Here is an 11164-nt window from a genome sequence, read left to right as displayed (position 1 = left end):
GCAGAAGACCCCGGCCGTTGCTTGACAATGAATATAACGGGCACGTCTGCTGGCGGGGGTCCTGTCTGCTGGCAGGGGTTACGCGAGGACCGCTGTGCTCATTTGAGGATCGGGTAGGTCTGATCGTCATTCTGGGTGTCATTGCGCATCACCCAGTTGAGAATACAGGCGCAGGCGCTGACCAGGACGAACGCGACACCGGCATAGACGAAGGCGAATCCGAACGCGGTCGGGTCCTGCCAGGCGCGGGTGACGATGAGCGACAGGATCAGTACGGCGACGCCGCAGACGAGCCCCGCTTTGAACGCATCCTTGTAGGACACGGTGCTGGTGGACTTCTTCTCAGACTTCGATGCTGCCATGACCCCAGCGTACCGACTTCAGCTGAGAATTGGTGCACCGAGGTCGCTCGGCAGCCCGGAGGCGAGGTGGGCAATCGACCGTTCCTGATTCGCCCGAAACGGGACTCAGGTGGACTACCCGAGCAGAACAAGCAAAAATGTCTACGTGCCCATCCCCATTCGGCGCCCCTCAGATGAGGTGTCGCGCGCGCTCAGCCCGAACCAGGTCACCCCTGGTCAGAAGTCGCGCCCGCGCACAATCAGCAGAGCAGTGATCGCAACCGTCCTTGCGACGCTCACGCTGGCGGGCATGACCGCATGCGGTCCGGACAGGGGATTGCGGGTCGAACCTGAAGGTGAGACATCCCCCTCATTGTTCGAACCTGCCAACAAAGATTCGGGCCCACCCGACGACCCCTTCTCGCTCACGGAGATCCGCAAGCTCATCATGGACGCTTCTGGGGTCGCAGTGACGGGGAAGGCGACAGAGTCTGCGCAGGTCGTCGCCGATTGCAAGGAATGTCTCAAATTCTCAACGCCCTTCCTCAGTGACGATCAGAGGTTCCAACTCGTCACGGTGGCCAATCCGCAGCAGAAGAGCGAGATCGTTGCGGGCGCCGTCATCAGCGAAGAGGACGGCAAACCCCGCCTTGAGCTGATCGCCACCGGCAACCAGCTGAAACTCAGCCCAGGTAAGAATGGGACACTGGTAGTGCAGGAGGCGATGTACGCCGACGGTGACGATGCCTGCTGCCCTTCGGGTTGGTCGGTGCAGGTCTTCCGCCTGCATGAAGGTAGGTTTGAACCGGGTCAACGCTTCACGCGGCTTAATGGAGAAACGTAATGCATATTGTTCTGGTTGAGGATGACGAGGTCATCCGGGAGACAACCCAGATCGGCCTGGAACGGTTCGATTACACGGTGTCGGCATTCGCCGACGGTCGTGAGGGGTACGAGTTCGTCGCTGCACATGGTGCCGACGTTCTGCTCCTCGACCTCATGCTGCCCACAATGAACGGCGCATCCATCTGCCGGGCCGTGCGTGAGCGGTCCACCATTCCCATCATCATCATCTCCGCACGCTCGGATTCGATCGACATCGTCCAGGCGCTCGAAGCCGGAGCCGATGACTATCTCACCAAGCCTTTCGACATGCAGGTGCTCAACGCCCGCATCCGCGCTGTCGTCCGCCGTTTCATCACCACCGGCACCGACAAACTCGGCTATTCCCCGACCACCGATTTGGACGAGGAGCACGAAACCGTGATCGGCCCGGGCGGCATGATCACTGGGGACGGAATCCCCGAGGTACTCGGAGCCAGCCCAGGCATGGACACCCGCGAACGCCTGAAGGCACAACTCGAATCCGATGACACGTTCCTGGGGGCAGGCGGAAAGTTCACCTCGGGGGACATGAACGACAGCGGCAACGAGCAGATGATCGGCGGCGATGTCACCGTTCCTCCCCGCCCTGACAGCTCGCCGGCTATGCAGTCGGTGTCCAGCCAGGGCGGCTACAAGGGCATGGGCGCGAACAACAACGGCAGCACCGAGTCCGACCGCGAGCTCGGCCCGTTCCGGACGCGCCTGGGTTCCCTGGTCCTCGACACCGGTCGCCTGACCGTGGAGATCGACGGCGAAGAAGTCCACCTCACCCCCACCGAACTGAGAGTCCTCCTGCTCCTGACCGAACAGCCCGAGCACGTCTACTCCCGTGAGAAGATCGCCTTCACCGTCTGGGGCTATGAATGGGCCGGCGACTCCCGTGTCGTCGACGTCCATATCCAGCGCCTGCGGAAGAAGATCGGCGCCAGCATGATCGAGACCGTCCGCGGATTCGGATACCGCTTCGCGGGCTGATCCCATGTCACTGCGCTGGAAGATCTCCCTTCTCATCGTTGCCTCGGTCATCATCGCCGTGCTCTCCTGCTCCATCGTGCTGCGCCAGTCCGCGGCCCGTGCTGAGGATGACCGTATGCGCTCAACCGTGACCGAGCAGCTCGCGAACTCCGTCGCCATCTTCTCCGAGACCGGAGTGCTCACCCTCAACGCCCGCATCGATGACCCTGCGCTGCCCAAGGACGCCCGCGCCCAGGCGCTCAAGGGCCAGAGCGTGACGATGCGCTCCGAGGTTGATGGTGAGGAGATCGTGTGGGCGGCCGCCCCGATCGAGGTCGGCACCTACACCGAGGTGATCTCCGTGCGTGCTTCGACCAAGGACAGCCAGGAGCTCATCGGCCGCATCGACCAGGCTCTGCTGGTGGGTATGATCGGCTCCTCGCTGGTCGTCGGCGGCGTCGGCTCCATCGTGGCTGGGCGCATCTCACGCAGGCTGACTCTGGGCGCCCAGGCCGCGCGGAAGATCGCGGCCGGAGATACAAGCATCAGGATCGCCGATGTCGTCGACGACACGGACCAGGAGGTCGCGGCCTTCGCCTCGGCGGTCGACACAGCCGTGACACGGCTGACTGAGCGCATCGACTCCGAGCAGCGCTTCACCGCGGACCTGGCACACGAGATGCGGACTCCGCTGACCGGCCTCGTCAACGCGGCCAACCTGCTTGAAGAGGATTCGCGTCCTGCCGAGCTCGTCAAGGATCGAGTGAAGCGCATGCAGGTTCTCGTCGAAGACCTGCTCGAAGTCTCGCGCCTCGATGCAGGTCGCGCGAACCCCGAGTTCACCCGCGTCAACATCGACCAGACGGTCCAGTCGCTGCTGGGCACGATGACGGCCTCCGGTGCTCTGGGCGGTCACGAGATCGACACCCAGTTCGCGGCTCTGAATTCGACGCTGGTCACCGATGTCCGGCGGTTCGAACGCATCATCACCAACCTGCTCGTCAATGCGATCAAGCACGGCGGGGACCCGATCCGCCTGGAGACGAGCACCCGGAGCATCACGATCACCGACTCCGGATCCGGCTACCCACCCGACATCGTCAACACCGGGCCGACCCGCTTCGTCTCCGCCGGTGGCGGAGGCATGGGACTGGGACTCGTCATCGCGCAGGGGCAGGCCCGTCTGCTGGGCATTCGCCTGATCTTCAGCAATGATCCGATCACCGGTGGTGCACGCACCGAGGCGATCTTTCCGGACCCCGAGGCACAGGACTTGGCACTCCAGCAGTATCTCGAATCTGCCTGAGGTTCCAGCAGGGCAGGTTCGCAGGAGCGATCAGCTGGCCCTCGCGCAGGGCGCAGTCAGCTGCGCAGTGCGCGGGAGTATCGCCTGCGGTAGATGATCTGGGCGAGGCGGACGAAGGGTTCGCCGACGCGCCAGATCCCCATTCCCGCTCGTGAGACGGAGCGCAGCACGAGGAAGACTCGATCATCGTCAGAGTGGATGAGGATGAATGACTCCTCTCCGGTGATCGGGTGCCCGGGTTCCGTCCCGTAGGTGAAGCCACGTCGTGAGTCGGACTCGAAGACATCGATGACGCGTGCCGGCTCCGGCAGGCGGAACGGCCCCAGTCGCACGAAGATCGTCGGCACCTGTCCGGCGCGGACCCGCGGGGAGCCTGTGCCTGCGCTCAATGACCCGGTGTCGTCCTCCGAAGCCTGCACACAGATGTCGAAGCCGCTGCGGATCTTCACCTCCCAATGCAGGAGCTCCTCCGCGCAGCGGTCGAAAGTCTCGCGGCCATGCCCGACGAAGTAGGCCGATTCGAAGTGGCGGTAGCCTGCCGGCCGGTCGACCCACCGGGGTGAGAGCGGCTGAGTCAGTGGTTCCATGTCACCAACCTAACCGAACTCCGGGCACATCATCGTCGAGCCGTTACCGAATCCCGGACACACCGGTGCCAAATTCGAGGCGAACAAGTAAGGTGCCAAGTACTGACATTCCTTCAATCGAATGTCCGCTAAGAACACGCAAGACGCTCGCTGCTGACGACCGTCACGCACAACCGTCACGGATCAAAGGAGAACCAAGAATGCGCACACTCAATGGAATTGATGAGATCACCTCGCTCGTCGGCACCGAGTTGGGCTCGTCCGAGTGGACGACGATCGACCAGGCCGCGATCAACACCTTCGCCGATGTCACCGATGACCACCAGTGGATCCACATCGACGAACAGCGCGCGGCAGAGGGCCCCTACGGCTCGACGATCGTCCACGGCTTCTTCACCCTGTCCCTGATCCCGAAGTTCTCGAGCGAGATCTTCACCATCGAGGGAGTGTCCATCCGCGTCAACTACGGCCTCAACAAGGTCCGCTTCGCTCAGCCGGTGCCGGTGGGCTCCCGCCTGCGCGGCACCGTCAGCGTCAACGAGGTCATTCCCGGAGACAAGGGCACCCAGGTGATCCTCAAGCACGTCATCGAGATCGAAGGCGAAGAGCGACCTGCGTGCATCGCCGAGGTGGTCACTCTCCTCGTCGAGTGAGGCTACGCCACTTGCGCCGAGGCACGGGTTGCGTGTCGAGAAACACCCACTTGTACCCGTCTTTTGACACTCGACCCGTTTCTCGGTTGCTGGTTGGCTCAGCTCGGACGGTAGGCGTCGAGCATCTGTGCCACGCGGATGTAGCCTAAGTGCGAGTATGCCTGCGGGTGATTGCCCAAGTGCATCTCCGCCACCGGGTCGTACTCCTCGGCCAGCAGCCCGGTCGGCCCGAGCAGGTTGTCCACCTGCCGGAACAGGTCCCAGGCATCGTCGATGCGTCCGACCTTGATGAAGGCTTCGATGAGCCAGGTCGTGCAGATGTGGAAGCCACCCTCAAGACCGGGCAGCCCGTCGTCGTAGAGGTAACGGAAGACCGTCGGTCCTACCCGCAGCTCACGCTCGATGGCGTCGACCGTCGAGACGAAGCGCGGATCATCGGCAGGCAGCAGACCCGAGAGCCCCACGAACAGGCAGGCCGAGTCGAGGTCGGCCTCGCCGTAGGCAACGGTGAAGGCCCCGACTTCCTCGTTGTACCCGTTCTCGAGCACGTCGTGAGCGATCTCCTCGCGCAGCTGCCGCCAGGCACCGGGAAGTCGGCGGCCGAAGCGTTCGGCGATCTGCAGAGCCCGATCGACCGTGACCCAGCACATCACTCGCGTGTAGACGTTGTGCTTCGGCGGCCGCCTGGCCTCCCAGATGCCGTGATCGGCCTCGAACCACCGTTTGCTCACGGCCTCGACCATCTGGCAGGTCAGCTGCCAATAGGAATCCGGAAGATCGCCGAGGTGCTCACTGAGTTCATTGAGGAGTTCCGTGACCGGACCGAAGACGTCGAGCTGGACCTGGTGCTCTGCCGCGTTCCCCACTCGCACCGGCCGGGATCCCGCATATCCGGGCAGGTGGGCCAGCACCGCCTCGGTGGTCAGTGCGGAGCCGTCGACGGCATAGAGCGGGTGGAGCTGCTCGGGAGACACGGTGCGGGCCAGGATTCCTGTCAACCAGGACAGGAAGCCCTCGGCTTCACCGGTGGAGCCCAGAGCGAGCAGGGCGCGCACGGTCATCGAGCCGTCTCGCAGCCAGGTGTAGCGATAGTCCCAGTTGCGCACACCGCCGATGCCTTCGGGCAGGGAGGTCGTCGGTGCGGCGAGCACTCCTCCAGTCGGTTCGTGGCAGAGGGCGCGCAGGGTGATCGCAGAGCGGATGACCTCTTCCCGATGGTGGCTGGGGACGCTGAGGGTGCCGACCCAGTTCGTCCAGAAGTTCAGGGCGCGTTCGCGCACATGGTGCTCTCCACCTGTCGCCATATACCTCGCGTCACCGGTGCCGGTGCCGCAGGCCAAGACGAGCACGACGGCTCCTCCGGGTTGCTGCGAAGGTACGACGACTGCCTCGGCGGTGTGAGACTGTCCGACATCGCAGATCTCGAAATCGATGCCCGGTGCGATCAGGGAGATGGGTTCGGAGGTTCCCAGCACCTGCACTCCGTCGTCTGTGCGCACCATCTGCGTAGGCACGGTCGCATAGTCGAGGCGCGGTGCGAAGCGGATCCGGGCTGCGGTGTCGCCGGTGAGCACACGTACGACAATGGTGTCATCGCTGTTGGCGTCGACAGGGGCCAGGTAGTCAAGGCAGTTGAGCCCTGGCCACCGGGTCTCGAGCAACGTCGAGTGGGTGATGTAGCGCTGTGTCAGCGGCGCGGTGCCGGCCTCTGTCTCGACGGCGAAGAATCCGGCCGCCTCGGCCCCGAGGATCTCGGAGAACATCGATGAGGAATGCGGCAGCGGGTGCGGCATCCAGCAGATGCGGCCGTTGGGGTCCACGAGTGCCGTCGACTGACCATTGCCCAGTAAGCTGTGCCGGTGGATCGAGATCGCACGCCTGCCGAAGAGCCAGGACTTGCGCAGCTCATAGATCGCAGCGAGGACGACAGAGACCTCCGCCGGTGAGTTGATCCCGTAGTCGGCGTGGGTCTCGACGGGTTCGCTGCCGACCTTGAGCCCGAGGTCCTGCTCCCCGAGCGTTTCCAGGGCGAATTCGTCCGCGGTGTCATCGCCGATGAACACGACCACCTCGGCACCGGTCTGCTGCCGCAGGCGCTGGAGAGCCTCAGCCTTCGAGGAGGGGACGACCGAGAGGTCGATGACCTGCTTGCCCCGAGTCGGGAAGATCGCGTGAGTGTCGACGAGTTCATCCACCGCAGATTCGACCTTGTGGCGTTCTGCCTCATCGAGCCCGCGCAGGTGGACAGCCGCGCCGGTGGTCTTGTGTTCGATGATCGTGGTCGGCAGCGTCTGGAACACGTCTCGCCGAAGGCCGTCGAGAGCGGTGCGCTGCTCCGGATCGAGGCTGTCGATGGCGACAGTGTCCGTCTCTCCCCCGTGGGAGCCGAAGAGGTGGACCTCCCGGGGCAGCCGTGACATCGCCGCGAGATCGCGGAGGCTGCGACCGGAGATCACCCCCGCCGAGGTGGAAGGGAGCAGAGCGAGCGCGCGCAGTGAGTCGACCGAGGAGGTCAGCGGGAAGGCCCGGCCGGGGAGGTCGACGATCGGCGCGATGGTGCCGTCGTAGTCGGTGGCGATGAGGAGTGAGGGTGAACGTGAGACTTCGAAGAGTCGGCGGAAGAGCTCCGGGGAGAGTTCGCGGCTGGCTTCGGCCAGGTCGCCCAGGAGGCCCGAGGAGCTGACGGAGGCGGCAATGGGAGTCAGTGGGGAAAGATTCTCGTAGTCGTGCTCGACGGTGCTCATCTCACCTCGGTCTTCTCGAGTTCGGCTGGGGGCGTCGGGTGACGTGGTCGTCGGCGGCTGCGCGGCGAGCGTCAGTTCTTGTCGTCGGGAGCGTCTGGTGAGTCGGGAGCGTTTGGTGAGTCGGGAGCGTCTGGTGAGTCGGGAGCAGTTGGATCATCGGTCTCGGCTGCGGGGAGGCCATTGACGAATGTCTCTTTGCCGGCTGCGATCTGCTTGGCTCTGCTGATGCGTGAGTAGCCGCCGATGATGAAGATGACGCCGGCGATGAGAGTGGCCACACCGGTGAAGCCGAGGATCCACAGCGCACCGAATCCGTCTCCGAAGATGAGGATCACGCCGAGCAGCACATGGCAGGCCGCAGCGATGAGAAAGTCCGAGGCCATCGGGTGGGACTTGAGCTGACGGTAGTTGTACAGCTCGATGAGTCCGTGGAGCAGGGCCCAGATACTCATTGCCGCACGCAGTTCCGCGGGTTGGTCTGCAAGGAACAGGAACACGATCGCGGGGATAGTGATGACAGCTTGACCGTAGACCGCGGTGCGCACGCTCAGCGGCGAGCGGAGGGCTTGGTAGACAAGGGCGATAGCGAAGAGCACGAGGTAGCTGATGGACAGGATGTCGACGATGTCGACGCCCATCGACAGGTGTTTTGGGCTTGCCGCATCACGTGGCCAGAAGACCGTCGCGAAGCCGAAGGCGACGCCCAGGATTCCGCGGACGACCATCGGAGCACCGAGCGCTTTCGACTCGGAGATGGCCTGGGGCAGTGCTTCAGGTCGCGGTTGCGTGGGCTCGGTGCGCGGTTCGTCGGTACTCATCACACCACCAGTTTAGGTCTCCCACCTGAGTCTGTCTGGTACCGGGCACTCCTCTAGCGATTAACGTCTTTACGTAATTACGTATTCATTGTATTCTGGGGCTATGAGTACCCAGCCGAAGGATGATTCGAGGACCACAGTCGAGGCCCGTCTGGCGGAGCTCGAGCGCAAGGTCGCCGACCTGGAGAATGCAGGGGTCGGACCTGCTGTTCCTGCCGAGGCCGCCTCTGACTCTGCCCCAGGCCAACGGCCGGCCCGAGCTTCCGAGGACGATACCTTTTGGGCCCTCAACGGCCTCCTCGACCATGCGGGAGACGAAGGTGGTGTCGTCTACACCGGTCACATCACCCCGCCTGGCACCGAGTCCCCGGTTTCCTGGCAGATGGGCCTGCCCTCCGCTGCACTCGAAGACCTCAACTTCGCCGAGGCGGCCCCTGCCCTGGCAGCACTGGGCCACCCAGTCCGGCTTGAGCTCCTGCAGGCGGTCTACGAGGGCACGACCACTGTGTCCCAGCTCGGCCAGGATGACCGATTCGGCACAACCGGCCAGATCTACCACCATGTCCATGCCCTCGCAGGAGCAGGCTGGCTCGAGAGTTCTCGGCGCGGACACTGGAGGGTCCCTGGTCAGAAGATCATTCCCCTGCTCACGCTCATCCTCATCGGCACCCACTGACACCGCACTGACCTTGGGACAGGACAGCAAATGGATACCAGCACCAACGCCTCGCACACGAGCACCCCTCCCCCGCACCCGAAGAGAGCCACATCCCAGCGCCGGCCGACTGCAATCATCGCCGCTGTGATCACTGCGGCCCTCCTCGCCGTCATCACACCGTTGCCCCGCGGATTCCAAGGTCAGGCCACCGGCAATGCCGGTCTGGTCAAAGAGGTCGAGGAGACGCTCGGCAGCGCGCACTGGCATCATGTTGCGGCCGCGAAGGTCAACGGCGATGAGGTCACCTGGGGTGGGGTCGGTGCGAACGAGAATTCTGAGTTCGAGATCGGGTCGATCACGAAGACCTTCACCGCTGCGCTCTTCGCCGACGCCATCGAGCGGGGTGAGATCGACGAGAGTACCCGACTTGGCGATGTGTGGCCCGATCTCGAAGGAGAAGTCGCCCAGGTCAGCCTGACCTCGATCGCCACGCAACGTTCGGGTCTGCCCAAACAGGAACCGACGCTGGGATTCGGAGACGGCCTTGCGAGCCTACTTTCGCGATACCTCCACACCGACCCCTATCGCGGGACCGCGAGGGATCTCGTCGACTCCCTCAAGGATGCAGACGTGGGCGAGAAGGAGCCGGAGTACTCGAACTTCGCCTTCGGGATCCTCGGTCAGGCCCTCGCGACAGTCACCGGATCCAGCTACGGAGATCTCGTTCGTGACCGGATCACCGAGCCCCTGGGTATGGATAGCACGTACGTGCCCGAATCGGTGCAGGGACTGCCCCACGGTTACACGGCCTCCGGGCTCAGGGCCGCGCCCTGGACACTGGGCGGGACAGCCCCGTCGGGCGCCGCCAGGTCGACAGTGCACGATATGAGCATCTGGCTGCGAGCGACGATGGACGGGACGGCTCCAGGCGCGAAGGCGATCGACCCTCGCGCAGACTATGACGAGAGGGACCGTATCGGTTGGGCCTGGTTCACAACGAAGGATCGCAGTCCGAATCTCACCTGGCACAACGGCGGCACCGGTGGATACCGGTCCTACCTCGGTTTTGACCCCGAATCGCACGAGGGGATCGTCGTCCTCGTCGACTCGGCGAATTGGGTCGACGACGCCGCCGACCTGATCTCGTCGACAGGAGACCGATCATGAATCCCGAACTCGTTTCTCAGATCGCCAGCGCAGTCGTCGTCGCGTGGGGATCCTTCGCCGCCATCCGGGCAACTCGAGCGACAACTCGAACAATGCTGCTGAGCAATCTTCTCGTAGCCGTCGCCATGCTCCTGCTCGTCCGGCTCATCGCCGACTTCGGCGGATGGAACTCGTGGTTCCTATACGTCTGGATGCTCAGCCTCGGCGGCTATGTCATCGCGGTGTATCTGGCGGTAACGGCGTGGCCGAGCCTCTCCTGGCGGGCAGAGAATGAGAAGACGCGCCGGTCGGAGCTGACCAACCTCAGCGTCTCGAGCGTCCTCACGCTCGCTGTCTCCGGTGCCCTAGTGATACCGGGACTGCTGCTGAGCTAGGCCCGTCGGCGTCGGAGAATACCGAGATCGCCGAAGCGTTCGCTCGCAAGAAGTGCGGACCGCTCAGTTCAGGAGCCGCCGGAGATCGTCAGCTTCCCGTCGGTTTCAGACACCGAAAATTCGGGGAGAGGCTCGGTTGCGGGACCGTCGGTCACCTCACCTGAAGTCGTCGAAAACCTCGAGGAATGACACGGACACACGATCTCCTTCTCGGTCACGGTGCGAACCTGGCAGCCCTGGTGTGTGCAGACGGAAGAGAAGGCGTGGAACTCGCCCTCCTTCGGTTGGGTGATGACATAGGTTTCATCGACGACGGTTCCGGATCCGACTGGAACCTCGCTAGCCTCAACGGTGGCATCTGCGCCAGAGTCGGACTGTGAGTCGTTCGGTTCCTCCGAGCTGCACGCCGAGGTGAGCCCAGCAGAAGACCCGATGACTGCCACGCCACCCACCACACTCGCTGACTTAATAATCGTGCGCCTGTTCGTTTCCACTGTGCACCTCAGTTTCCTGCCCATAGGCCGCTGCTCGGTTGTTCGGCTTCCAGGGTAGCGCGAGGAGATGACGCAGCAATGCCAAGAGACGGACTTTCCGTGTTTTCCTGGCTACGACAGGTCCATCTGTCACCTGCCGGCCGTTCCAGTGGGGCCAGTCGTGTGAAACGCTCCACTAGACCA

Annotated in this window: 12 protein-coding genes; 7 read left to right on the top strand and 5 right to left on the bottom strand. The window is 63.7% G+C overall.

The window, feature by feature from the left end:
- Positions 1–98 precede the first annotated feature (98 nt).
- Complete coding sequence (locus tag FO013_RS21850) at positions 99–362, bottom strand: hypothetical protein (protein WP_143924672.1); 264 nt, start codon at positions 360–362, stop codon at positions 99–101.
- A 145-nt stretch (positions 363–507) separates the two neighbouring features.
- Between FO013_RS21850 and FO013_RS21845 the strand changes: the two genes are divergently transcribed.
- Genes FO013_RS21845 through FO013_RS21835 form a run of 3 tightly spaced genes read left to right on the top strand, consistent with a single transcriptional unit; the run spans position 508 to position 3486 of the window.
- Positions 508–1185, top strand: a complete 678-nt coding sequence (locus FO013_RS21845; RefSeq protein WP_260848329.1) for a hypothetical protein — start codon at positions 508–510, stop codon at positions 1183–1185.
- Positions 1185–2201, top strand: coding sequence for a response regulator transcription factor (locus tag FO013_RS23215; RefSeq protein ID WP_143924670.1), 1017 nt, complete (start codon positions 1185–1187; stop codon positions 2199–2201). The genes FO013_RS21845 and FO013_RS23215 overlap by 1 nt, the downstream gene beginning before the upstream one ends.
- A 4-nt stretch (positions 2202–2205) precedes the next feature.
- Positions 2206–3486, top strand: a complete 1281-nt coding sequence (locus FO013_RS21835; protein WP_143924669.1) for a sensor histidine kinase — start codon at positions 2206–2208, stop codon at positions 3484–3486.
- 56 nt (positions 3487–3542) lie between these two features.
- Here FO013_RS21835 and FO013_RS21830 read toward each other — a convergent pair whose 3' ends face one another.
- Positions 3543–4073, bottom strand: a complete 531-nt coding sequence (locus tag FO013_RS21830) for a DUF1990 family protein (RefSeq protein ID WP_143924668.1) — start codon at positions 4071–4073, stop codon at positions 3543–3545.
- A 200-nt stretch (positions 4074–4273) separates the two neighbouring features.
- On the opposite strand from FO013_RS21830, the gene FO013_RS21825 reads away from it, so the two are divergent.
- A complete protein-coding gene (locus FO013_RS21825; protein ID WP_143924667.1) occupies positions 4274–4726 on the top strand; it encodes a MaoC family dehydratase in 453 nt (150 codons plus the stop codon).
- Positions 4727–4824: 98 nt separating this feature from the next.
- On the opposite strand, the gene otsB is transcribed toward FO013_RS21825, so the two are convergent.
- Both otsB and FO013_RS21815 read right to left on the bottom strand, forming a co-directional pair.
- The gene (otsB, locus tag FO013_RS21820; protein WP_143924666.1) at positions 4825–7470 is read right to left on the bottom strand and encodes a trehalose-phosphatase; all 2646 of its coding nucleotides are present in this window, start codon (positions 7468–7470) and stop codon (positions 4825–4827) included.
- A 71-nt stretch (positions 7471–7541) separates the two neighbouring features.
- The gene (locus FO013_RS21815) at positions 7542–8288 is read right to left on the bottom strand and encodes an HdeD family acid-resistance protein (protein WP_143924665.1); all 747 of its coding nucleotides are present in this window, start codon (positions 8286–8288) and stop codon (positions 7542–7544) included.
- A 103-nt stretch (positions 8289–8391) separates the two neighbouring features.
- Here FO013_RS21815 and FO013_RS21810 point away from each other — a divergent pair, with 103 nt between their 5' ends.
- The 3 genes from FO013_RS21810 to FO013_RS21800 are packed head-to-tail and all read left to right on the top strand — an operon-like array spanning position 8392 to position 10487.
- Positions 8392–8964 carry a winged helix-turn-helix domain-containing protein gene (locus tag FO013_RS21810; RefSeq protein ID WP_260848327.1) on the top strand — a complete coding sequence of 191 codons (573 nt, stop codon included), beginning with the start codon at positions 8392–8394 and terminating at the stop codon, positions 8962–8964.
- Between the two features lie 30 nt (positions 8965–8994).
- Positions 8995–10113, top strand: a complete 1119-nt coding sequence (locus FO013_RS21805; RefSeq protein ID WP_143924664.1) for a serine hydrolase domain-containing protein — start codon at positions 8995–8997, stop codon at positions 10111–10113.
- Positions 10110–10487: a hypothetical protein gene (locus tag FO013_RS21800; RefSeq protein ID WP_143924663.1), complete on the top strand. Its 378-nt coding sequence runs from the start codon at positions 10110–10112 to the stop codon at positions 10485–10487. The genes FO013_RS21805 and FO013_RS21800 overlap by 4 nt, the downstream gene beginning before the upstream one ends.
- Positions 10488–10555: 68 nt before the next feature.
- Here the strand turns inward: FO013_RS21800 and FO013_RS21795 are convergent, their stop codons facing one another.
- Positions 10556–11005: a QcrA and Rieske domain-containing protein gene (locus tag FO013_RS21795; protein WP_143924662.1), complete on the bottom strand. Its 450-nt coding sequence runs from the start codon at positions 11003–11005 to the stop codon at positions 10556–10558.
- Between the last annotated feature and the right edge of the window lie 159 nt (positions 11006–11164).

Source organism: Brevibacterium aurantiacum, from assembly GCF_007558825.1.
GTDB classification, from domain to species: Bacteria; Actinomycetota; Actinomycetes; order Actinomycetales; family Brevibacteriaceae; genus Brevibacterium; species Brevibacterium aurantiacum_A.
The sequence above is the reverse complement of the archived record's forward strand: the minus strand, read 5'-3'. Positions and strand labels throughout refer to the sequence as shown.

Excerpts from the sequence above, each read along its gene's own strand:
- FO013_RS21795 (WP_143924662.1), bottom strand. The coding sequence starts at position 11,005 with ATGGGCAGGAAACTGAGGTGCACAGTGGAAACGAACAGGCGCACGATT.
- FO013_RS21810 (WP_260848327.1), top strand. The coding sequence starts at position 8,392 with ATGAGTACCCAGCCGAAGGATGATTCGAGGACCACAGTCGAGGCCCGT.
- FO013_RS21825 (WP_143924667.1), top strand. The coding sequence starts at position 4,274 with ATGCGCACACTCAATGGAATTGATGAGATCACCTCGCTCGTCGGCACC.
- FO013_RS21800 (WP_143924663.1), top strand. The coding sequence starts at position 10,110 with ATGAATCCCGAACTCGTTTCTCAGATCGCCAGCGCAGTCGTCGTCGCG.
- otsB (WP_143924666.1), bottom strand. The coding sequence starts at position 7,470 with ATGAGCACCGTCGAGCACGACTACGAGAATCTTTCCCCACTGACTCCC.
- FO013_RS21850 (WP_143924672.1), bottom strand. The coding sequence starts at position 362 with ATGGCAGCATCGAAGTCTGAGAAGAAGTCCACCAGCACCGTGTCCTAC.
- FO013_RS23215 (WP_143924670.1), top strand. The coding sequence starts at position 1,185 with ATGCATATTGTTCTGGTTGAGGATGACGAGGTCATCCGGGAGACAACC.
- FO013_RS21835 (WP_143924669.1), top strand. The coding sequence starts at position 2,206 with ATGTCACTGCGCTGGAAGATCTCCCTTCTCATCGTTGCCTCGGTCATC.
- FO013_RS21805 (WP_143924664.1), top strand. The coding sequence starts at position 8,995 with ATGGATACCAGCACCAACGCCTCGCACACGAGCACCCCTCCCCCGCAC.
- FO013_RS21830 (WP_143924668.1), bottom strand. The coding sequence starts at position 4,073 with ATGGAACCACTGACTCAGCCGCTCTCACCCCGGTGGGTCGACCGGCCG.
- FO013_RS21815 (WP_143924665.1), bottom strand. The coding sequence starts at position 8,288 with ATGAGTACCGACGAACCGCGCACCGAGCCCACGCAACCGCGACCTGAA.